This is a genomic window from Kribbibacterium absianum, assembly GCF_030067705.1.
Taxonomy (GTDB): domain Bacteria; phylum Actinomycetota; class Coriobacteriia; order Coriobacteriales; family Atopobiaceae; genus Kribbibacterium; species Kribbibacterium absianum.
The window spans coordinates 614667-637493 of record NZ_JASJEX010000001.1 but is presented as its reverse complement, the minus strand read 5'-3'; the positions used below and the strand labels follow the sequence as shown (position 1 = coordinate 637493).

Here is a 22827-nt window from a genome sequence, read left to right as displayed (position 1 = left end):
CCTGATGGACGCAAAGCGGGAGGCCACCGCGAAGGCCTTGGAACCCAAACGGTCGCGGGCGCGCGACATCGTGGAGTGGGTGGCGATCATCGCGGCGGCCGTGGTCTTCGCGATCCTGCTGCGCACCTATGTGGTGGAGCCCTACGAGATCCCCTCCGAGTCGATGATCAACACGATCCAGGTGGGCGACCGGATCCTCGGCGAGAAGATCACCTATCGCACGCGCGACCCGGAGGCGGGGGAGGTCGTCACGTTCCTCGACCCCGAGGACTCTTCGACCACGCTCATCAAGCGCGTCATCGCGACGCCCGGCCAGACGGTCGACCTGCAGAACGGGGTCGTGTATGTGGACGGCGTGGCTCAGGACGAACCCTACGTGCTCGGCAAGCCCACGGACCCGATCGAGCGGCACGCCGAGACGTTGGACGGCCCCGTCTCGTACCCCTACACGCTCGGCGACGACGAGTACTGGGTGATGGGGGACAACCGCACCAACTCGCTGGACTCCCGGTACTTCGGGCCGATCACGCGGGACATGATCACGAGCCGCGCCTGGGTGACGTTCTGGCCCCTCAACGACGTCGGGGTCTTTGAGTCCGGGAAGTAGCGCGAACGTCGTGACGGTGTAAAAGCTGTGGTGCCCGAGTAGCCGCAGCTCGCGGCTCGTCACTCTGTAAAAGCCCGTTCGGCAGTACACTGGAACACCGTGCGCGAGCTGCGCAGACCAGAAGTACGGCGAAGGGTTTTGAGCCTATGGACAAAGAGGCGTTGACCTTCCAGGACATGATCCTGGCTTTGGAACACTACTGGGCCGACAAGGGCTGCACGGTGATGCAGCCCTACGACTCCGAGGTGGGCGCGGGCACGTTCCACACGGCCACGCTGCTCCGGTCCCTTGGCAAGGAGCCCTGGGCCTGCTGCTACCCGCAGCCCTGCCGGCGCCCGGCCGACGGCCGTTATGGCGAGAACCCCAACCGCATGCAGCACTACTACCAGTTCCAGGTGCTGATCAAGCCGTCCCCGGTGGACAGCCAGGACCTCTACCTCGGGAGCCTCGAGGCCATCGCCCTCGATCCGGCCAAGCACGACGTGCGCTTTGTCGAGGACGACTGGGAGAGCCCGACGCTCGGCGCCTGGGGCCTCGGCTGGGAGGTCTGGCTCAACGGCATGGAGGTCACGCAGTTCACGTACTTCCAGCAGGTGGGCGGCATCGAGTGCGACCCGGTCCCGGTGGAGATCACCTACGGCCTCGAGCGCATCGCGATGTACGCGCAGGGCGTCGACTCGGTCTACGACCTCGTGTGGAGCTACCTGCCCGACGGCACGCCGATGACCTACGGCCAGGTGTTCCTCGAGAACGAGCGCGAGTTCAGCGCCTACAACTTCGAGGTGGCGAACGTCGAGATGATGCGCGCCAAGTTCGATGACTACGAGGCCGAGTGCCTGCGCTGCCTCGACGCCCAGCTGCCGCTGCCCGGCTACGACTGCGTGCTCAAGTGCAGCCACGCGTTCAACCTGCTCGACAGCCGCGGCGCGCTCTCGGCGACCGAGCGCACCAACTACATCCTGCGCGTCCGCACCATCGCCAAGAAATCCTGCGAGTGCTATCTCGAGGTGGTCGCCAGCAAGGGCGAGCACCTGCCCCTGACCGCCGGCGACGCCGTGGAGGTGGCGTGACCCATGGCTGAGACCCGTGACTTTCTCTTCGAGATCGGCTCCGAGGAGCTCCCGAGCGCTCCTCTCGACAAGGCGGCGGCCCAACTGGCGAAGCTCGCCGAGCAGGGCCTGAAGGACGCCGGCCTGGCCCACGGCAAAGTGTCCGTGTTGTCCACGCCGCGCCGTCTGGCCCTGCAGGTGGCCGACGTGGCCGACGCCACCGAGGCCGTGCACCAGGTTTTCCGCGGCCCGGCTGCGGCCATTGCCTTCGATGCCGACGGCAACCCCACGAAGGCCGCCCAGGGCTTCGCGCGCGGCAAGGGCGTCGACCCTTCCGCGCTGGTGGTGCGCGAGGACGGCGGCAAGGAGTACGTCTTCGCCGAGGTGGACGTGCCCGCCAAGCCGGCCCAGCCGCTCCTGGAGGAGCTGGCTGCCAGCCTGGTGGCCGGTCTCGACTGGCCGCGCAGCCAGCGCTGGGGCTCCGAGCATGTGCGCTACGGTCGCCCGGTCCGTTGGATGGTCTGCCTCTTTGGGCCCGAGGAGCTCAAGGTGACCTACGGCGACGTCGAGAGCGGCCGCGAGACCTTCGGCCACCGCGTGCTGGCGCCCGGCGCCCACGAGATCGAGCAGGCGTCCGACTACGAGCAGGTGCTCGAGCGCGCCTTCGTCCTTGGCCGCGACGAGCGCGTGCGCCGCATCCGCGAGGGCATCGCCCAGCTAGAGCAGGAGACCGGTCTCACGGTTGAGACCCCGACCGGCGTGTTCAACGAGGTGGTCAACCTCTGCGAGTGGCCGCAGGTGCTGCTCGGGCACTTCGACGAGGAGTTCCTCGCCGTGCCGCACGAGATCATCTGCGAGTCGATGCTGCAGCACCAGCGCTACTTCCCGACCTACGACGCCAACGGCGACCTGACGCGAGGTTTCGTGATCGTGGGCAACGCGGACCCGGCCGTGGCCGAGACCGTGGTGGACGGCAACGAGCGCGTGGTGCGCGCCCGTCTCGATGACGCGAAGTTCTTCTTCGAGGAGGACCTGAAGGCGCCGCTCGAGGCGTACCTGCCGCAGTTGGAGAAGGTCACGTTCCAAGAGCGGCTCGGGTCGATGGCGGACAAGGTGCGCCGCCTCGAGCAGCTCGCGCCCGTCGTGGCCGGCGAGGCCAACGGGACCGAGGACGAGGTGGCCATGGCGGCGCGCGCCGCAAAGCTGGCCAAGGCCGACCTCGTGACCCAGGCGGTCGTGGAGTTCACGAGCCAGCAGGGTGTCATGGGCGGCTACTACGCGGAGGCGGCCGGCGAGCCGGAAGAGGTCGCCGTGGCCGTGCGCGAGCACTACCGGCCCCGTTTCGCGGGCGACGAGCTGCCGAGCAACCTGGTGGGCGCGAGCGTTGCCGTGGCCGACAAGCTCGACACCATCTGCGGCATGTTCGCCATCGACGAGCCGCCCACGGGCTCCTCGGACCCGTTCGCGCAGCGCCGGAGCGCCATCGGCGTGATCCACATGCTCGAAGGCCTGCCGAGCGTCTCGCTCAAGGACCTCGTGGACGCGTCGCTCGACGCCTACGCCGACCAGGGCCTGGAGTTCGACCACGAGGACGCGGCGGCGCGGGTGCTCGACTTCTTCGCCGGGCGCCTGACCACGATGGCCCGCGACGAGGGCATCGCACCGGACACCGTTGCGGCGGTGCTCGCTGCGGGCGTCGTGGACCCGTCCGAGTTCTTCGAGCGCGCCCGCGCGCTGCAGAAGGCCCGCGCCGAGCAGCCCGAGCTGTTCGAGGACCTGGCCACCGCGTACGCGCGCGCCGCGAACCTGCGGGACGCCGAGCTGGGGGCAGAGGTGTCCGCGGAGGGCCTGGACGAGGCCGAGGCCGAGCTGCTCGACGCCTGCGACAAGGGCGACCGGCTCGTCTCGGAGCGACTGGCCGCCGGCGACTATGCGGGCGCGCTCGAGGCCCTCGCGGCGCTCCGCGAGCCCATCGACGGCTTCTTCGAGAACGTGATGATCATGGACGAGGACCCGGCCAAGCGGGAACGCCGTCTCCGGCTTCTCAACCGCTTCGTGGCCGTGTTCGCGGACGTGGCGGACTTCGGCGCGATGGCCAAGAAGTAGGCGCGCCCCTCAGCCGCGCCCCTTTAGGACGGCGAGGACGCCCCGGCGGTATCGAGCCGCCAGGGCGTCCTTCCTTTTCCGACCCTCCAATGTGCGGAAACGTTTCCCCGCAAAAGGTTGCGGGGAAACGACGCATCCGGGGATGTCATGGCAAGCGTCACCTGCGGTTTTGGGTTCAAGCGGCCTTGCGGGGAAACGTTTCTCCGCAACGGGACACGACAGTTTGCGGGGAACCGTCCCCGCGCACGGTCGATTCCACGCGGCGCCCGTGCTTTCGCTACTCTGAAAGGACTGTGCCCGCGACCGAGAGGACCGACCATGTCCCACAACCTCTTTGACGCCGACTCCACCGTGTACGCCCCCGACTGCGCGATCGTGCACATCGTCTCCGACTCCCTTGGCGAGACGGCCACCGGCGTGGTGCTTGCGGCCGAGTCGCAGTTCGAGCCCGGCGACGTCCAGACGTTCCGTTTGGCCAAGCTGCAACGGGTGGAGCAGCTCGTCCGCCACCTGGACAAGATCGCGCCCGAGTGCGAGGGGCGCCCCCAGACCGCGTTCCACACCATCGTGGACCCACAGCTGCGCCGTCAGGTCCGCGAGGAGTTCGAGCGCCGCGGCATCCCGTCGATCGACCTCCTCGGGCCCGCCATGTCGATCCTGTCGATCCTCGTGGGCAAGGAGCCCAAGATGATCGCCGGCATCAACCACAACGCGGACGAGCGCTACTTCAAGCGCATCGAGGCCATGGAGTTCTTCGTCGAGCACGACGACGGCCGCAACCCGCAGGACCTGGCACAGGCCGACATCGTGCTCATCGGCGTGTCGCGCACCTCGAAGACGCCGCTGTCCATGTACCTGGCGTTCCAAGGCTACAAGGTGGCCAACGTCCCCTTGGCGCTCGGCACCGAGCCCCCAATCCAGCTCGAGGACGTGGACCCGGCCCGGGTGTTCGGCCTCATGTCGACCACCGACACGTTGGTCTCCATTCGTGAGCGGCGCCTCGTGAAGGACGGCGCGGCCGGTTTCGCCGACAAGTACGCCGACCCGGCCGAGGTGGTCGCGGAACAACAGGAGGCCCGTGCGCTGATGCGGCACCTGGGGTGCCTCGTGGTCAACACCGCCGGGAAGGCGGTCGAGGAGACCGCGAACGAGATCATCGCCCACATCAAGGAGCTGGAGCTCCTGCGCGCGCAGTTCCAGAACCAGGACGCCCAGTAGGGGAGTCCCTTAAAACCTGTTCGCACTTTGAAGAGGATTCCCCTCGAGAAAGAGTCTCCTAGCTGTGGACATTCGCCGCACTTTTTGCTTGGATAGTGTCCTGTGCTACAGGGACAGTGCAGCAACATGAAAACCAGCTGCCTTTTGTCTTAAAAAGTCAAGGCCGATTGGGCGACTGTCCCATATTTATCGGTGAGCGGTGTGTTCCGTCACCGGCCATGGGTTCCACGGCGCACTGGCGCCCAGAAGAAGAGGGAGTGTTATGGCGGAAACTGAGAAGCACATCTACCGTTGGGGTGTCGACGCCGACGGCAACGACATCACCGAGGCCGATGCCTCGATGAAGTACATCGTCGGCGGCAAGGGCGCCAACCTCGCCGAGATGGCGAAGATCGGCCTGCCCGTCCCGCCGGGCTTCAGCATCACCTGCCAGACCTGCGTCGCCTACTCCGGCAACGACAACACGTGGCCTGAGGGCGTGCTGGACGAGATCGACGAGGCCCGCATCGACCTCGAGGAGCGCATGGGCAAGAAGCTCGGCGACGCCGAGGACCCGCTGCTCGTTTCGGTCCGCTCCGGTGCCCCGTTCTCGATGCCGGGCATGATGGACACGGTCCTCAACCTCGGCCTCAACGACGAGTCCGTGAAGGGCCTCATCGCCAAGACCGACAACCCGCGCTTCGGCTGGGACTCCTACCGCCGCTTCATCCAGATGTTCTCGAACGTCGTGATGGGCGTCGACTCCGACCTCTTTGAGAACGCCATCAACCAGCGCAAGCTGGCCAAGGGCGTCAAGAACGACACCGACCTCACCGCCGAGGACCTCGAGGCCCTCGTCGAGCAGTTCAAGGTGATCTTCTCCGAGAACGTGGACACCGAGGCGCACCCGGAGATCCTCGTCGACGGCGTCGCCACCTTCCCGCAGGACCCCTACCTGCAGCTCAAGCTCGCCATCGAGGCCGTCTTCGGCTCCTGGATGAACGAGCGCGCGATCCTCTATCGCCAGCAGAACAAGATTCCCGACGACCTCGGCACCGCTGTGAACGTCCAGATCATGGCCTACGGCAACAAGGGCAACGACTCCGCCACCGGCGTCGCCTTCACCCGCAACCCGGCCGACGGCACCAAGGAGTTCTACGGCGACTTCCTCGTGAACGCCCAGGGCGAGGACGTCGTGGCCGGCATCCGCAACACGGAGCCGATCTCCGACCTCAAGACCACGCCGGGCCTCGAGCCGGCCGGCGAGGAGCTCGAGAAGATCTTCGGGATCCTCGAGGACCACTACCGCGACATGATGGACATCGAGTTCACCATCGAGAACGGCAAGCTCTGGATGCTCCAGACCCGCGTGGGCAAGCGCACCGCGCTCGCCGCCCTCCACGTGGCCATCGACATGGTCAACGAGGGCCGCATCTCCAAGGCGGAGGCCGTCCAGCGTGTGGAGCCGGCCCAGCTGGACCAGCTGCTCCACCCGCAGATTGACCCCGGCGCGGAGCTCGACGTGCTCGCCTCCGGCCTCAACGCGAGCCCCGGTGCCGCAGTGGGCGAGGTCGTGTTCTCCTCTGCGGACGCCGTCGAGGCCGCCGCTGAGGGCCGCCCCTGCATCCTCGTCCGCTGGGAGACCAACCCGGACGACCTCAAGGGCATGGTCGCTGCCGAGGGCATCCTGACCTCCCACGGCGGCAAGACCTCCCACGCGGCCGTCATCGCCCGCGGCATGGGCGCCCCCTGCGTGTGCGGCGTGGAGGCCCTCAAGATCGACGCCGCCAAGAAGGAGGCCAAGGTCTCCGGCACTGACGTGACCCTGCACGAGGGCGACGTCATCACCATCGACGGCACCACCGGCCGCGTGGTCCTCGGCGCCGTCGAGCTGGTGCAGCCCGAGCTGGCCGGCGACCTCGAGACCATCCTCGAGTGGGCCGACGAGATCTCCAACGACGAGACCCTCGGCCGCAAGATGGGCGTCCGCGCCAACGCCGACAACCCCGACGACGCGAAGCTCTCGCTGGAGTTCGGCGCCACCGGCATCGGCCTCTGCCGCACCGAGCACATGTTCCTCGGCGAGCGCAAGCAGATCATCCAGTCGTTCATCCTCGCCGACGACGAGGACACCAAGAAGGCCGCGCTCGACCAGCTCCTCGAGGCCCAGGAGGGCGACTTCCTGCAGATGCTCGAGACGATGAGCGGGCACCCGATGATCATCCGCCTGCTCGACCCGCCGCTGCACGAGTTCCTCGACAGCCCGCGCGAGCTGGCCGTCGAGATCGCGAAGCTCGAGGCCCTCGACGCGGACCCCAAGGTCATCGCCGAGAAGAGCGCCCTGCTGGCCCGCATCGACGCGATGAGCGAGGCCAACCCGATGCTCGGTCTCCGCGGCTGCCGCCTCGGCATCATGTATCCGGAGCTCACTGACCTGCAGACCAAGGCCATCGGCACCGCGACGGCCGAGCTCATCAAGAAGGGGCTCGACCCGAAGCCGGAGATCATGATCCCGCTCGTCTCCACCGCCGCCGAGCTCGAGGCCGTGCGCGCGCAGGTGGAGGGCGTCCTCGCGGAGGTCGCCCAGGAGACCGGCGTCGAGCTGGACATCCCGGTCGGCACGATGATCGAGCTGCCGCGCGCCGCCCTCGAGGCCGAGGAGATCGGCCGCTACGCCGACTTCTTCTCCTTCGGCACGAACGACCTCACCCAGACCACGTTCGGCTTCTCCCGCGACGACGTTGAGAGCGCGTTCATCCCCACGTACCTGCGCAAGAAGCTCCTGAAGACCAACCCGTTCGAGACCCTCGACGCGGGCGTGGCCAAGCTCGTGGACATGGGCGTCAAGGGCGGCCATGCCGCCCACGCGGACATCGTCTGTGGCGTGTGCGGCGAGACGGGCGGCGATCCCGACTCGATCCACATGTACTACGACCTCGGCCTGGACTATGTGTCCTGCTCGCCGTACCGTGTGCCCATCGCGCGCCTGACCGCCGCCCAGGCGAAGCTCGCCGCCAAGGGCGACGCCGTCCAGCGCGACAAGTAAGACCGCCGATATCTTGTGGCAGAAGGCCCCCTCCGCACGGAGGGGGCCTTTCGTTGTCAGGATTCCGAGCGGGTTGGCGCGCGACCAACGGACTGGCGTCATCGGGTCCGAGACCGTACGGTAAGTTGGACGCCCGCACCCGCCCACGAGCCCGCAAAGGAGCGCCATGACGCAAAGACCGAACCGCCCCTGTGAATGCGGCGAGTGCCCCACGACGCCGATCCGCCGCCGAGGGCGCGCCGCGGCCGTCGTCGCGCTGTGCCTCCTGTTCTGCCTGCTCGTGGCCTGCTCGCTCGCCGGATGCGGAGCGGCGGCGGCTGACGGTTCTCCCGCTGAGCCCTCCGGTGACGGGGGGCTCGTCGCCCGAGCCCTTGACGACTACAGCTGGGACGAGCTGGCGGAGGTCTCCGCTCGGATTGCGGCCGCCGGCTCTGACGAGGAAGGGACGGCCATCGCCCGGGAGTTCGGCATCCTCGACGAGAGCGGTGCGATCGCAGACCAGGTGCGCCGCTTCCTTCTGACGGACGGCACCGTGTGCGAGGTGCGCGTCGTGGGCGTCCGGCATGACGAGAAGGCCGACGGCTCCGGAAAGGCGGGCCTCACGTTCCTGTGCGCCGAGGTGCCCGCAGAGGCCCGCTACAACGCGACGGACACGGTCGACGGCGGGTGGGAGGCGAGCGGGCTTCGGGCGTGGCTCGCGTCCGACTTCAAGGCGCTGCTCCCGAAGGATCTGGCGGGGCTGCTCGTCCCAGTGAGGAAGCTGAGCAACAACGTCGGCTTCACGCAGGACGTCTCCGCAGTCACGGGCACCTCGGACGAGCTGTGGGTGCCGTCCGCGCGCGAGGTGCTGGGCGATGTGGACTGGTTCACCACCGAGTATCAGGACGGCGCCGCCGTCTTCGACGACGTGCTCAACGCTGAGGGCGCCCAGTACCAATGGTTCGCCCAAGCCCTCGCCGCAGACGGCACCGCCGCGCTGACGCGCACGTACAAGGGCGCGAGCACCGGATGGTGGCTCAGGAGCGTGGTGCCCTCGTCGCAGTGGTTCGGCGACGCGCCCTATGCCTCGTATGTGATGGACACCGGCTATCCCGAGGGACAGGCGTCGCCGACCGAGACGGAGGGGGCGCTCGTGGGCTTTTGCCTCTAACGGCTGGTCGGCGCGAGACCATCTGTTGGCTGCGTGTCCGGAAAAGTCGGTTCTTGCGGCGTCGGCGCGCTGCGGGTATGGTTAGTGGCTGTGTGCAAGCCTATGTGCCGTACCGTCGCAGCCGGCGGCACCTCTAGAGACGAGACGAGGAACCTATGGACTATATCAAGGCCATCGAGCGCCAGCAGATTCGCGAGGACGTGCCCGAGCTGCAGCCCGGCGACAACGTCAAGGTGCACTACCGCATCAAGGAGGGCGACAAGGAGCGCATCCAGGTGTTCCAGGGCGACGTGATCCGCATCGCCGGCCACGGCGCTCGCGAGACCTTCACCGTGCGCAAGATCTCCTACGGCGTGGGCGTGGAGCGCACCTTCCCGGTGCACAGCCCCAAGATCGCCAAGCTCGAAGTGGTCCGTCACGGCAAGGTCCGTCGCGCGAAGCTCTACTACCTCCGCGAGCGCACCGGCAAGGCCGCCCGCATCCCCGAGAAGCGCTAGGGCGAGCGTCTTTCAGGCCGTCCCTCAGGGGGCGGCCTTTTTTCTTTTGGAGAGGAGCCCTCATGGCCGATCGCCCATCCGTTGCAGCCGTGACGGCGGCGCTGCGAGGTGCGTCCCACACCGAGCTGCCGGCCCTCATCGCATCCTGTGCCGACGACCCGCGTGCTGGCGTCGTCAAGGCGCGCGCGGCGGCGCGGCGCCGTTATGACCGTGAGGCAGCCGAACGCAGGCGTGTGCTCGCGATGTACGAGCGGGCCCGCGAACTTGGGGGCGGCGGCCTGGTGGTGGGCGTGGACGAGGTGGGCCGCGGGCCCCTCGCGGGGCCTCTCACAGTGTGCGCCACGGCGCTGGACCTTGAGGATCCCATCTGGGGCATCGACGATTCCAAGCGCCTCTCGCCGACGCGGCGCGAGTCCCTGGCAGAGGAGGTTCGGTCGCGCGCAGTGGCGGTGGGGCTCGCGTGCGTGGACGCGCGGTCCATCGACCGGCTCGGCATGGCCGAGGCCCTGCGCCGCGCGATGCGCACCGCAGTGGCCCGCACTGGTCTGTGGGACGACGCCTCGGCGGTGGTGATCGACGGGCTTCCCGTGCATGTGCACCCCCGTGAGGCGTGCCTGCCGAAGGCCGACGCGGCCGTGGCGCCGGTGGCGGCGGCCTCCATCGTCGCGAAGGTGTTCCGCGACGGCGTGATGGAGACGCTCGACGCACGGTTCCCGGGGTACGGCTTCGCGGCGAACAAGGGCTACGGGTCCGCCGAGCACATCGCCGCCATTGGTCGGCTCGGACTGAGCCCGATCCATCGGGTGTCCTTTTGTGGGCATTTTGTGACGCCAGCCGCCGAACGGGTCGACGCATCGACCCGATAACGGGGAACCAGTTGCGGGACTCCACACGGTGCCAGCGGTTTTCCCGGTGTTGACAACTGCTGCCAGGTTTTGGGGCTCAGGGCCAGAGACGGGCCAGATTGGTGTCAGCGATGGGCCAGGCCCCTCGGCGAGCCTTCCTCACACCCGAGGTGAGGAGGAGCCATGGGAGGGACCGCCGCAGGGGCCAGGAGGCCCCGGCTGTTCGAAGTGGACCCGGACAAGCTGTTGGACGAGGGCGTCGCGCCGTGGGACGTGTTCCCGCGGCCGGACAAGCCGCTCGAGGAGTACACCGCAAAAGAGGTGGGCACCGAGGGGGAGCGGCTCGCCCTGGTGTACCTGGCGAGAAAGGGCTTCCAGATCCTCGACGTCAACTGGCGGTGCCGCTACGGTGAGGCGGACATTGTGGCGCTCGACCCGAAGGCCGAGGACACCGCAGTCCTCGTCGAGGTGAAGACGGCCCTCGACCTGGGGCGCCGGGACCTCGTGATGCCCGAGCTGCACGTGTCGAGAGGCAAGCGCGACCGCTACCGACGGATGGGGCTGCAGTACCTCATCGACCATGCGGAACTCGAGACGGCGCGGTTCGACGTCGTCGCGGTGACCATCTTGGACGAGCGCTTGGCCAAGTTGCGCCACTTGGTCGGGGCCTTTTGGGGTGACGGCCGATGAGCGCGCGCCGGGTGCACGCGGCGGTGCTTCACGGCGTCGAGGCGCTGCCCGTCGACATCGAGGTGAGTCTCTCGGGGGGCATCCCCACGATCTCCATTATCGGAATGCCGGACTCGGCCGTGCTGGAGGCGCGGACGCGCGTGCGCTGCGCGCTCAAGGAGTGCGGGTTCGAGATCCCCCGTCTGGCGGTGACGGTGAACCTGTCGCCCGCCGACGTTCGAAAGACAGGCACGGCGTTCGATCTCCCGATTGCCGTGGGCATCCTGGCGGCCACCGGGCAGATACCGACCCGCGGCCTCTCGGAGCTGCTGTTGCTCGGCGAGCTCGGACTCCATGGGGAGGTGCTGCGGCCGCGGGGCACCGTCGCGTACCTGATGCTGGCCCGTGACCTGGGCCTCACCTGCGCCGGAGGGTTCGACCGTGCGGAGGCGGCGGCGTTCGGCTCCGACTGCGTCCCGATTTGGGACCTGGCGCACCTTGCCCGTGGGGTGGCCGCGCTGCGGGACGCGCCGAGCGAGGGGCCGGCACGGACCTGTCGGGCACCATCCCCGGTGCCGGACTTTTCGGAGGTCGTGGACCAAGAGGCCCCCAAGCGAGCCTGTGCCATAGCGGCGGCAGGCGGCCACGGGCTCCTCATGGTCGGGCCGCCGGGTGCTGGGAAGACCATGCTGGCCCGGAGGCTGCCGGGCATTCTGCCGGGGCTCACGGACGAGGAGGTCGCGCAGAGCGCCCTGATCCACTCGGTCGCCGGTGACGACATCGCCGCCATCCAGGCGCGCCGGCGACCGTTCGCCGCCCCGCACCACTCCATCTCGGTGGCCGGGCTCATCGGGGGCGGCCAGCCGCCCGGCCCGGGGCAGGTGTCCCTGGCGCACAACGGTGTCCTGTTCTTGGACGAGCTGCCTGAGTTCTCGAAGGCCGCTCTCCAGGCCCTCCGACAGCCCATGGAGGAGGGCCAGGTGCGGTTGGTCCGGGCGACCGGCTCCTATGTCTTCCCGTCGCGGTTCCAGCTGGTGGGGGCGGCCAACCCGTGCCCGTGCGGCCATCTGGGCGACCCGGGCCACGAGTGCACGTGCGCGCCGGCTGGGGTCGCGCGCTACCAGGCGAAGGTGGGAGGGCCGATCATGGACCGCATCGACCTCGTCGTGGACGTGGCGCGACCCAGCTCGGACCGCGTGGTGCGCGGCGAGGAGGGGACCGGGTCGCGACAGCTGGCGGAGCAGGTCCTGGGCGCCCGCGAGTTCGCGTCGTGGCGGGCGTCGCAAGTGGACGCCGGTGGGGGCGCGGGCAGCGGGGCGATCGCGGGGCTGTGGTTCTCCGGGGACGCGGCCGCCGCTCTCACGAGGACCGCAGCCGCGCTCGCCCTCGGTGGGAGGGCGGTGGCTCGGATGGCACGGGTCGCCCGCACGGTGGCGGATCTGGAGCAGGCGACGGAGGTGCTGCCGCGCCATGTGGCGGAGGCCGCGATGTTCCGGTCGCGCGACACGTTGGGAGGGGAGCAATGAGCACAGAGGGCGCGGGGCGCCGCTTCGAGCTGGCGCCACAGGACGAGGGCTGGCCGGGGCTGGTGCCGCCCTCGAGCGAGATCCCGCGGATCTATGGCATCGGGGACCCGCAGGTCCTCTTGGGCCCGTGCCTCTCGGTGGTGGGTGCGAGACGCGGAACGCCCTATGGCCTCGCGGTCGCAGCGATGGCGGGACGGCTGGCGGCCGAGGTGGGCATCACGGTGGTGTCAGGGGGCGCGCTCGGCGTGGACGCCGCGTCCGCGCGGGCCGCTCTCGACGCCGGGGGGCGCACCGTGGTCGTCGCCGGCTCGGGGGCCGACGTGGTGTACCCGGAGGTCAACCGCGACGTGTTCCGCCGTGCCGTGGCCCAGGGCGGGGCCGTGGTGGCGCTCGAGCCGTGGGGGACGCCCCCGCGCAAGTACACGTTCCGGAAGCGGAACCGCCTCATCAGCGCGCTCAGCCCGGTCCTGTTGGTCTGCGAGGCCGGCATACCCTCCGGCACGTTCTCCACGGCGGATGCCGCGGCGGAGCTGGGGCGCACGGTGTACGCGGCGCCGGGGTCCATGTTCTCCGCCTTCTCCAAGGGCACGAACCGCCTCATCGCTCAGGGGGCCACGATTCTCGAGGACGAGCTCTCGCTCGAGACGGCCCTGTCTATGGACTATGGCGTTCTGCGCCTCAGCCCGACGGGCGCCCCGGTCGCCCAGCCCGACCGTCTGCTCTCGGCTCTGATCGCGCAGCCGCTCCGGGTGGACGACGTCGCCGCGCACCTGGGCGTCACGGTGCTCGAGGCGCTCCAGTTGCTGGCCGAGAAGGAGGTCGAGGGTCTCGTGACCAAGTTGCCGGACGGCACCTATGCCCCGACCGAGCGTGCCTATGCGCGTTTCTCGGGCCCGGCGGGGGGAGCGGGCGGCATCGGCTAAGCTGGGCTGCGCCCAAGGAGTCGGGGACGGGAGGGTGCGATGACGCCGGTGACGGTGATTGGCGGCGGGCTTGCGGGCTCGGAGTGCGCGCTGCAGCTGGCCGCGCGGGGCGTGCCCGTCCGGCTCGTCGAGATGCGCCCGGTGACAAGCACGCCCGCCCACCACACAGGCGCCCTTGCCGAGCTGGTGTGCTCCAACTCCCTCAAGGCCGAGCGCCATGGGAGCGCGGCCGGCCTCCTCAAAGAGGAACTCGACCTCATGGGCTGTCGTCTGCTGGCCATCGCGCGCGGCTGCTCGGTCCCTGCGGGAGGGGCCCTCGCCGTGGACCGCGAGCGCTTCTCGGAGGCGGTCACCCGGGCCGTCGAGGCGGAGCCGCTCATCGAGGTGGTCCGCGAGGAGGCAACGGAGGTACCCGAGGGGCCCTGCGTGGTCGCTGCCGGGCCGCTGTGCTCCGAGCCGCTGTTCCGAGCGGTCGAGGCCCTGTTGGCCTCCGGCGGCGATGCCGCGCCCCTCGCGTTCTACGACGCGGCCGCCCCGATCGTGGACGCCGACACGCTCGACCGCTCCGTGGTCTTCTCACAGGACCGCTACGACGCGGAGAGCGCCGGCGCGTACCTCAACTGCCCGATGGACCGGGAGGAGTACGAGCGGTTCATCGACGCGCTCACGACCGCCGAGCGCACGGTGTCCAAGGAGTTCGAGCGCGGCGACCTCTTCCAGGCGTGCCAGCCGGCCGAGGAGGTCGCCCGCACCGGCCGCGACGCCCTCCGGTACGGCGCGATGAAGCCGGTCGGGCTCACCGACCCTCGCACCGGTCGGCGCCCCTGGGCCGTGGTGCAGCTCCGCGCGGAGAACGCCCAGCGCACGGCCTACAACCTCGTGGGCTTCCAGACGAACCTCACCTGGCCCGAGCAGCGCCGCGTCTTTCGGATGATACCGGGGCTCGAGGGGGCGGAGTTCTTCCGCTACGGCGTCATGCACCGGAACACCTTCATCGACAGCCCCCGGCGCCTCGATCGCACGTTCCGGGCTCCGGGCACCCAAGTGCGCTTCGCGGGGCAGATCACCGGCACCGAGGGGTACGTCGAGGCGATGGCCTCCGGCCTCCTTGCCGCGCTCAACACCTACGCGGACCTGACGGGGGCCGCCCCTGTGGAGCTGCCGGTCACCGGCGCGCTCGGGTCGCTCGTGGCCTACGCCACGGACCCGGCCACAACGGGCTACCAGCCCATGCATGTGAACTTCGGCCTGTTCCCGCCGCTCGAGGACCGGCCGCGCAAGAAGCGGGAGCGGCAGGAGGCCTACGCCGACCGCGCGTTGACGGACCTGGAGGCCTACCTCGCGACGCGCGGCGACCTGCAGTTGTGATGACCCCGCAACCTGGGGTGCGCCGTTCGTCTCCTGCGGTATACTGCTGAGTCGCTGTGCGAGGTGCACGGCAACCAACACGCACGCACGCCCACTCGCTCGCCGTGGTGCCCAGTCATTGGCCATGGTCTGGGTGGAGGAGCGGGGACAAAGGCGCTGCGGAGGACAAACCGTAAAGGAGACACCATGGCTGTGAAGATCAACCTGAGGACCCTGCTCGAGGCCGGCTGCCACTACGGCCACCAGACGCGCCGCTGGAACCCCAAGATGCGCCCCTACATCTTCGGTGAGCGCAACGGCATCTACATCCTCGACCTCAAGCAGACCATCATCGACGCCGACCAGGCCTACTCCTTCCTCAAGGGTCTCGCGGGCAAGGGCGGGACCGTGCTGTTCGTCGGCACCAAGAAGCAGTCGCAGGAGCCGGTGGCGACGCAGGCCACGCGCTGCGGTATGCCGTACATCAACAACCGCTGGCTCGGCGGCATGCTCACCAACTTCGTGACGATGCGCTCCCGCATCGAGCGCATGCTCGAGCTGGAGACCATGCAGGAGGACGGCCGCCTCGCGCTGCTGCCTAAGAAGGAGCAGGCCGTGCTCACCAAGGAGCTCGAGAAGCTCCAGAAGAACCTCGGCGGCGTCCGTGACATGAAGGCCCTGCCGCAGGCGCTCTTCGTCGTCGACACCAAGCGCGAGGAGATCGCGATCAAGGAGGCCCAGCGCCTGCACATCCCGGTGGTCGCGCTGCTCGACACCAACTCCGACCCGGACGAGGTCGACTACGGCATCCCCGCGAACGACGACGCCATCCGCTCCGTCTCCCTCATGTGCGAGCTGATCGCCGACGCCATCCTCGCCGGCAAGGGTCAGGAGCAGATCACCGAGGCCGAGATGGCCGGCACCGCCCAGCCCCAGGACCTCACCGAGGCCCAGGTGGCCGACGCGCTCGACATGCAGCCGGAACTCTCCGCCGAGAAGGGCGCCGCGGTGGTCGAGGGCGAGACCGTCGAGGCCGTCGCCACGCCGGACCTGGCCGAGAAGGTCGACCACAACATGTAATGACCGTGCGGCTCGGCCGCACTGACCCTGACCCACCCTGAGAAAGAGGAGAAGCATGGCAACGAAGATCTCCGCCCAGCTCGTCAAGCAGCTCCGCGAGATGACGGACTCCCCGATGATGGAGTGCAAGAAGGCCCTCGTCGAGGCCGAGGGCGACCTGGACAAGGCCGTCGACGTGCTCCGCACGATGGGCATCGCCAAGGCCGTCAAGAAGGCCGGCCGCGACACCAACGAGGGCACCGTCGGCGCGTTCGTCACCCCGGACGGCCACAAGGGCGCGCTCGTCGAGGTCTCCTGTGAGACTGACTTCGTCGGCACCAACCCCAAGTTCACCGGCTTCGCCACCAAGCTGGCCGAGGTCGTCACCGAGAACGACCCGGCGGACGCCGAGGCCCTCAAGGACGCCCCCTTCGACGGCGACGAGACCGTCGACGCCGCGCTCACCGAGATGATCCACACGATGGGCGAGAACATGAAGGTCGCCCGCATCGTGGAGCGCTCCGTCGAGAGCGGCGCGCTGGGCAGCTACGTGCACGGCGGCAAGATCGGCGTGCTCGTCGAGTTCGCGTTCTCGAAGCCGGCCACCGCTGAGAACGAGGCGTTCAAGACCTTCGCGCACGACGTCGCCATGCAGGTGGCGGCTGCCGACCCTGTCGCGGCCACCGTCGCCGACGTGCCGGCGGAGACCGTCGAGCACGAGAAGGCCATCTACAAGGAGCAGGCCGCCGCGTCCGGCAAGCCGGAGTTCATCCAGGAGAAGATGGCGGAGGGGCGCCTCCAGAAGTTCTTCAAGGAGAACGTGCTCACCGAGCAGGCCTTCATCAAGGACGGCGACATCTCCATCCGCGAGTACGCCGACAAGGTGGGCCGCGAGTGCGACGACCAGATCACCGTGGTCGCGTTCGACCGCTTCGCGTTCGGCGAGTGACGGACACCATCGACGCAGGATGGCGGGTCTCGGGGCGTTCCTGAGGCCCGCCTTCTCATCTGGCGACGGGCTTTGGTCTCGTCGCCGGCCCCTATGCCATAATGGCAGGCAGGTGCGGCGCGACCGCGCCCTCGAACGGGAAGAAAGGTGTCTCCGTGGCGGACTACCAGTACAACCGGGTGCTTCTCAAGCTCTCGGGCGAGGCCCTGATGGGGTCCGGTGACTTCGGTATCGACGGCGAGGTGCTCGGGCGGCTGGCCGAGCAGATTCGCGAGGTGCACGACGACGGCATCGAGCTCGGCATCGTCGTCGGCGGCGGCAACATCTTCCGCGGGATGTCCGAGGCCGCGAACGGCATGGACCGGGCGCAGGCGGACTACATGGGCATGCTCGCCACCGTCCAGAACGCGCTGGCGCTGCAGGACGCGTTCGAGCACGCCGGCATCGACACGCGCGTGATGAGCGCGATCGAGATGCGAGCGATCTGTGAGACGTACATCCGGCGCCGCGCGGTGCGCCACATGGAGAAGGGCCGGGTCGTGATCTTTGCGGCCGGCACCGGCAACCCGTACTTCACAACGGACACCGCAGCCGCGCTCCGCGCCTGCGAGATCAACGCGGACTGCCTGATGAAGGCCACAAAGGTGGACGGCATCTACGACAAGGACCCGGTGACAAACCCGGACGCCGTCAGGTTCGACCAGATCAGCTATCGCGAGGTGCTGATGCGGGGCCTGCGCGTGATGGACGCGACGGCCACGGCCCTGTGCCAGGAGAACCACATGCCGATCATCGTGTTCGACATCGAGCAGCCCCACGTGTTCCGTGATGCCCTTTCGGGAGAACCGGTGGGAACCACCGTCATTGAGGAGGAGGACGAGCAGTGAGCGACTACATCAAGGACGCCGAGGCCCGCATGGAGAAGTGCGTGGACGCCCTCAAGCACAACTTCGCCGGCGTGCGGACCGGCCGGGCGAACCCGCACGTCCTCGACGACATCAAGGTGGACTACTACGGCGTCCCGACGCCGGTCACGCAGATGGCGGGCGTGAAGGTGCCCGAGGCCACGATGCTCGTGGTCGAGCCGTGGGACAAGACGATGCTCAATCCCATCGAGAAGGCTATCCGCAACTCGGACCTGGGCATCAACCCGTCCAACGATGGCGTGTCCATCCGTCTGCCGTTCCCGGCGCCCACCGAGGAGCGTCGCCGCGAGCTGGTCAAGGAATGCAAGGCCTACGCTGAAGAGGCCCGCGTGGCCGTTCGCAACGTGCGTCGTGACGCCAACGCGAAGATCGAGCGCGATGAGGAGGAGTCCGAGGACGACGTCCGCCGTGACCAGGCCAAGGTCCAGAAGCTGACCGACTCCTACATCAAGAAGATCGACGAGACCCTGAAGGCCAAAGAGGCCGAGGTCATGGAGATCTAGGTGACGGTGGATGAGGGGAAGGCCGCCGAGAACGAGGCCAAGCTCCAAGAGATGTTCGCGAACCCGCCGGAGGGCCTGTCGCTCGACCTGCTCGACCGGGACCGGCTGCCGCAGCACCTGTCCATCATCATGGACGGCAACGGCCGCTGGGCTCAGGCTCGGGGACTCGAGCGCGGCGCCGGGCATGCGGCCGGCGTCGACACGTTGCGCGAGACCATCACGGCTTGCGTGCGCCTCGGCATCCCCACACTCTCGGCCTACGCCTTCTCGACGGAGAACTGGAGGCGCCCTCAGCACGAGGTGAACCTCCTCATGCACCTGTTCGCGACGACGCTCGTGAACGAGCTGCCGCTCTTCCACCAAGAGAACGTCAGACTCGAGTTCCTCGGCGATCTTGAGGACCTGCCCGAGGAGACCCGCGCCGTGTTCCAGCGCGGGCTCGACGAGACGGCCGACCACACGGGGATGGTGCTCGCGCTCGCCGTCAACTACGGCGCCCGGGCAGAGATCGCGCGCGCGGCGCGCGAGATCGCCCAAGAGGCGGTCGCCTGCGAGGACTGGTCGGGCGAGGTGAGCGAGGAGCTCGTTGCCGAGCATCTCTACACCCGAGGCCTTCCGGACGTGGACCTGCTCGTGCGCACCTCCGGCGAGATGCGCCTGTCCAACTATCTGCTCTGGCAGTGCGCGTACGCGGAGTTCTACGTCACGGACACCCTGTGGCCGGACTTCGATCGCTGGGAGCTGTTGCGGGCGCTTATCGCGTACCAGGGCCGTGACCGCCGTTTTGGGGGCGTCAAGGTCGATGGCTGACGAGGACCGCCGGGGGACGAATCACACGGGCCCGGAGAGCACGCGGGAGCGCAACCTGGAGACGGCCATCGACTCCTACGCGCACAAGCGCGAGGCCCGCGAGGACGCGCGCCTTGCCGGGGAGTCCAAGAGCGGCAGGGCGCGCTCCGGCATCGAGAAGCTCATGACCCGCACGCTCTACGGGGCGCTCTACGCGGTCATCGTGCTTGCGTGCCTGTGGTTTGGCAAGATTCCGACGGCGGCTCTGTTCGCTGCGATGGCGTGGCTCTGTTGCTCGGAGTTCTTCCGTATCGCGCGGATGATGGGCCGCATGCCGAACGAGGTGATCGGCCTCGCTGCCGCCGTCGTGTTCCCGATCCTGCCGTTGTTGCCCGACGCGTGGACGCCGTTCTGGCTCTCCCTGCTCGTGCTGGCCGCCGGCGTCTGGTACGTGTGGACGCTGCCGGCCTCGATCGGCGACGTCGCGCTCACGGTGTTCGGCCCCGTCTACACCGGCTACCTGATGAGCTCGGTCGTGATGATCCGCATGCTCGAGCCGCCGGTGCCGGGCACGTCGCTCGGGTCGTTCTTGCTCGTGTTCGGCGTCATCGCGTCGATCTGGATGAGCGATGCGGCGGCGTACTTCGTGGGCTCCCGGTTCGGCAGGCACAAGATGGTTCCCAAGATCAGCCCCAACAAGACCTGGGAGGGGTTCGCGGGAGGCCTTGTCGGCTCCGTGTTCGTGTGGCTCCTGATGGCGGTCCTGCAGGTCCCTGGGGTCAATCTGTGGCTCGCGATCGTGGGCGGCCTCTGCGTGGGCATCGTGAGCGTGATCGGCGACCTCTTCGAGAGCCGCCTCAAGCGTGCTGCCGGCGTCAAGGACTCGGGCAACTTCATTCCTGGGCACGGTGGTATGCTGGATCGCTCGGACTCGATATTGTTCGGGTGCATGACCGCGTACCTGATTCTGAAGCTCGGGGGGTTCTCCTAATGCTCCACATGCTGCGTCCCGGCGTCGACAAGGCCCGCACGTGCTAGCGGGGATCGGCGGCGCGCTGGCCTCGGTCTTCTGGGGCCTCTTGCTGCTCTCTGTTCTTGTGTTCATCCACGAGGGCGGGCACTTCATGGCCGCCCGTGCGCTCAAGATTCGCGTCAAGGACTTCTACCTCGGCCTGCCGTGCCGCTTCAACCTCCACGTGGAGTCCAAGCGCTACGGCACCGATTACGGCGTGACACCAGTGCTGCTCGGTGGCTACACGATGGTCTGCGGCATGGACTCGACCCAGAGCCCTCATCTGGCCGAGGCGCTTGCCTTTGTGATGGAGCGCGGGCGCGCGTCCATTGCCGAGACGGCCGAACACCTCGGCTGCTCAGAGGAGGACGCGCTGACCGCGCTCGTGTGCCTCACGGACTGGGCCTCCATCGAGCCGTTCTACGACCCAGCGCTCGGCGAGAAGCCCAACCAGTCCACCTACCCGCAGCAGTTTCAGACGGTCGCCCGCGACGGCTCCCTCCGGACCAAGTATGACAAGGGCCACGACTTCGCGCTGCCCGGGTCCACCGAGGCCGGGCAGGCGCACCCGCTCACCGAGGCTCCCGAGGAGTTCCTGGCTCATGAGCGCGAGCACACGTACGTGGCGCACGGGTTCTGGGGCAGGACGTTCGTGCTCGTGGCAGGCGTGGTGATCAACATCCTGTGCGGGCTGCTGCTCGTGGTGCTCGTGCTCACATTGGCCGGGGTCTCGGTGACAGTCGACGAGCCCCAGATCGGTGCCGTCCAAGAGGGGTCACCGGCCGCGGCCGCCGGTCTCGAGGCGGGCGACGTGGTGGAGACGGTGAACGGCGAGCCTGTGGACTCGTGGACGTCGCTCGTCTCTGCGGTGCGCTCGGGCATCGGTGACGGCGCGAGGCTCCAGATCACCTACCATCGCTCGGGTTCCGAGGCGACGCGCGAGGTCACGGTGCAAGTGCCCGACGGCGAGACCACAATCGGCATTTCGGCGCCCACCGAGCGCGTGCGCCTGTCCGTCGGAGAGGCGCTCGGCTACGCGGCCTCGTACGTGGGCGCGACCGCCGTGTACATCTCGCAGCTCTTCCAGCCGTCCCATGCGGCGGAGGTGATCGAGAACTCCACGTCCGTGGTGGGCATCTCCGTGATGGCGAGTCAGGCGGCGAGCCAGGGGATCGCGTCGTTCGCGCTGCTGGCCGCGGCGGTGTCCCTGTCCCTTGGCTTCATGAACCTCCTGCCGGTGCCCCCTCTCGACGGCGGCAAGATTGTGATCGAGGCGATCCAAGCGGCGCTCCGACGCCCGGTGTCGATGAAGGTGCAGACGGCCCTCTCGTACGTGGGCATATGCCTTTTCATGCTTCTGTTCTTCGTCCTGCTGCGGCAGGACGTGATCCGCTTTGTCGTCGGGGGGTAGCGCCTCGGCCCGAGGGGAGGTGCCCTATGGAGGACCTGCGACTACAGGCCGGTCTTGACGGCGCGTGTGAGGAGCCGGTGCCGCGGACGCTCACGCGCCAAGTGATGGTGGGCGGCGTGCCGATGGGCGGCGGGGCTCCCGTCGCGGTGCAGTCGATGACCAACACGCCCACACAGGACGCCCGGGCCACGCTGGCCCAGATCGCGGAGCTTGCGGACGCCGGCTGCGAGATCGTGCGCGTGGCCGTGCCACATGAGGACGCGCTCGACGGCTTCGGGGAGGTCTGCGCGGAGAGCCCGCTGCCCGTGGTCGCCGACATCCACTTCGACCACCGCCTGGCCATCGGCGCGGCCGAGCGGGGCGCCTCGGCGCTGCGCATCAACCCGGGCAACATCGGCGCCACCGACAAGGTCGACGCCGTCATCGACGCGGCCGGCTCCGCTCGGATCCCCATCCGGATCGGCGTGAACGCAGGCTCGCTCGACCCCGACATCGACGCGCGAGAGGACCTTTCCCAGCCCGAGAAGCTCGTGCAGAGCGCGGTGTCATTTGTGGAGCATTTCCGGGAGCGCGGCTTCGAGGACATCGTCGTCTCCGCCAAGACGCACTCGGTGCCGAGCACCATCCGCACCAACCGCGAGCTGTCCCGCGTGCTGCCCACGGTGCCGCTGCATCTCGGCGTGACGGAGGCGGGCGGTCTGCGCGCCGGCACCATCAAGAACGCGTGCGCGCTCTCGGTGCTGCTTTCGGAGGGCATCGGCGACACCGTGCGCGTGTCGCTCACGGCGCCTCCCGTGGAGGAGCCTCCGGTGGCCTGGCAGATTCTTCAGGCCCTCGGGCTGCGCCGCCGCACGCCCGAGCTGGTGAGCTGCCCCACGTGCGGGCGCTGCCAGGTGGACCTCATCGGCCTGGCCTCCGAGGTGGAGGAGCGGCTGAAGGACGTGCGCGCGCCCATCTCCGTCGCCGTGATGGGCTGCGTCGTCAACGGCCCGGGCGAGGCGCGGGGAGCCGACATCGGGGTTGCCGGCGGCCGGGGCCAGGGTCTCTTGTTCGCGCACGGCGAGAAGCTCGGGTCCGTGCCCGAGAACCAGATCGTTGACGCCCTGATGCGCGAGATCGAGGAGCGCTTCCCGAACCGGTGAGAGGCCCGCGCCCCAACGGGGCGGTCGGTGACGGCTCGGCACCGGCACCACTCGCGAGGCACAAAGGACGGGCG

The 22827-nt window shown here is 68.7% G+C and carries 20 protein-coding genes; all 20 read left to right on the top strand.

Annotation, left to right across the window (positions count from 1 at the left end):
* Positions 1-4: 4 nt before the first annotated feature.
* The 20 genes from lepB to ispG all read left to right on the top strand — a co-directional run bounded on the left by lepB (position 5) and on the right by ispG (position 22753).
* Complete coding sequence (lepB, locus tag QJ043_RS02850) at positions 5-607, top strand: signal peptidase I (protein ID WP_283712655.1); 603 nt, start codon at positions 5-7, stop codon at positions 605-607.
* A 146-nt stretch (positions 608-753) separates the two neighbouring features.
* Positions 754-1677, top strand: coding sequence for a glycine--tRNA ligase subunit alpha (locus QJ043_RS02845; protein WP_283712654.1), 924 nt, complete (start codon positions 754-756; stop codon positions 1675-1677).
* 3 nt (positions 1678-1680) lie between these two features.
* Complete coding sequence (glyS, locus tag QJ043_RS02840) at positions 1681-3762, top strand: glycine--tRNA ligase subunit beta (protein ID WP_283712653.1); 2082 nt, start codon at positions 1681-1683, stop codon at positions 3760-3762.
* Positions 3763-4080: 318 nt separating this feature from the next.
* Entirely contained in the window at positions 4081-4980 is a 900-nt protein-coding gene (locus QJ043_RS02835) for a pyruvate, water dikinase regulatory protein (protein WP_283712652.1), read from the top strand.
* Between the two features lie 262 nt (positions 4981-5242).
* Positions 5243-8005 (top strand): pyruvate, phosphate dikinase, encoded by a 2763-nt coding sequence (gene ppdK, locus QJ043_RS02830; protein ID WP_283712651.1) that lies wholly within the window; start codon positions 5243-5245, stop codon positions 8003-8005.
* Between the two features lie 166 nt (positions 8006-8171).
* A complete protein-coding gene (locus QJ043_RS02825; RefSeq protein WP_283712650.1) occupies positions 8172-9155 on the top strand; it encodes a DUF6273 domain-containing protein in 984 nt (327 codons plus the stop codon).
* Positions 9156-9310: 155 nt separating this feature from the next.
* A complete protein-coding gene (gene rplS, locus QJ043_RS02820) occupies positions 9311-9652 on the top strand; it encodes a 50S ribosomal protein L19 (RefSeq protein ID WP_283712649.1) in 342 nt (113 codons plus the stop codon).
* Positions 9653-9714: 62 nt separating this feature from the next.
* Positions 9715-10518 carry a ribonuclease HII gene (rnhB, locus tag QJ043_RS02815; RefSeq protein ID WP_283712648.1) on the top strand — a complete coding sequence of 268 codons (804 nt, stop codon included), beginning with the start codon at positions 9715-9717 and terminating at the stop codon, positions 10516-10518.
* Positions 10519-10680: 162 nt separating this feature from the next.
* The gene (locus tag QJ043_RS02810) at positions 10681-11187 is read left to right on the top strand and encodes a YraN family protein (RefSeq protein WP_283712647.1); all 507 of its coding nucleotides are present in this window, start codon (positions 10681-10683) and stop codon (positions 11185-11187) included.
* Entirely contained in the window at positions 11184-12692 is a 1509-nt protein-coding gene (locus QJ043_RS02805; RefSeq protein WP_283722721.1) for a YifB family Mg chelatase-like AAA ATPase, read from the top strand. The genes QJ043_RS02810 and QJ043_RS02805 overlap by 4 nt, the downstream gene beginning before the upstream one ends.
* Positions 12689-13615, top strand: a complete 927-nt coding sequence (locus QJ043_RS02800; protein ID WP_283712645.1) for a DNA-processing protein DprA — start codon at positions 12689-12691, stop codon at positions 13613-13615. The genes QJ043_RS02805 and QJ043_RS02800 overlap by 4 nt, the downstream gene beginning before the upstream one ends.
* A gap of 39 nt (positions 13616-13654) precedes the next feature.
* The gene (trmFO, locus tag QJ043_RS02795) at positions 13655-14983 is read left to right on the top strand and encodes a methylenetetrahydrofolate--tRNA-(uracil(54)-C(5))-methyltransferase (FADH(2)-oxidizing) TrmFO (RefSeq protein WP_283712644.1); all 1329 of its coding nucleotides are present in this window, start codon (positions 13655-13657) and stop codon (positions 14981-14983) included.
* A 186-nt stretch (positions 14984-15169) separates the two neighbouring features.
* Positions 15170-16042, top strand: coding sequence for a 30S ribosomal protein S2 (gene rpsB / locus QJ043_RS02790; protein ID WP_283712643.1), 873 nt, complete (start codon positions 15170-15172; stop codon positions 16040-16042).
* 55 nt (positions 16043-16097) lie between these two features.
* Complete coding sequence (tsf, locus tag QJ043_RS02785) at positions 16098-16970, top strand: translation elongation factor Ts (protein ID WP_283712642.1); 873 nt, start codon at positions 16098-16100, stop codon at positions 16968-16970.
* Positions 16971-17125: 155 nt separating this feature from the next.
* The gene (gene pyrH, locus QJ043_RS02780) at positions 17126-17857 is read left to right on the top strand and encodes a UMP kinase (RefSeq protein WP_283712641.1); all 732 of its coding nucleotides are present in this window, start codon (positions 17126-17128) and stop codon (positions 17855-17857) included.
* Between the two features lie 29 nt (positions 17858-17886).
* Positions 17887-18399: a ribosome recycling factor gene (gene frr, locus QJ043_RS02775; protein ID WP_283712693.1), complete on the top strand. Its 513-nt coding sequence runs from the start codon at positions 17887-17889 to the stop codon at positions 18397-18399.
* A 51-nt stretch (positions 18400-18450) separates the two neighbouring features.
* Positions 18451-19209 (top strand): undecaprenyl pyrophosphate synthase, encoded by a 759-nt coding sequence (uppS, locus tag QJ043_RS02770; RefSeq protein ID WP_283712692.1) that lies wholly within the window; start codon positions 18451-18453, stop codon positions 19207-19209.
* Positions 19202-20179 carry a phosphatidate cytidylyltransferase gene (locus tag QJ043_RS02765; RefSeq protein ID WP_283712640.1) on the top strand — a complete coding sequence of 326 codons (978 nt, stop codon included), beginning with the start codon at positions 19202-19204 and terminating at the stop codon, positions 20177-20179. The genes uppS and QJ043_RS02765 overlap by 8 nt, the downstream gene beginning before the upstream one ends.
* A gap of 40 nt (positions 20180-20219) precedes the next feature.
* Entirely contained in the window at positions 20220-21611 is a 1392-nt protein-coding gene (locus tag QJ043_RS02760; RefSeq protein ID WP_283712639.1) for a site-2 protease family protein, read from the top strand.
* A 26-nt stretch (positions 21612-21637) separates the two neighbouring features.
* A complete protein-coding gene (gene ispG, locus QJ043_RS02755; RefSeq protein WP_283712638.1) occupies positions 21638-22753 on the top strand; it encodes a flavodoxin-dependent (E)-4-hydroxy-3-methylbut-2-enyl-diphosphate synthase in 1116 nt (371 codons plus the stop codon).
* Positions 22754-22827 lie beyond the last annotated feature (74 nt).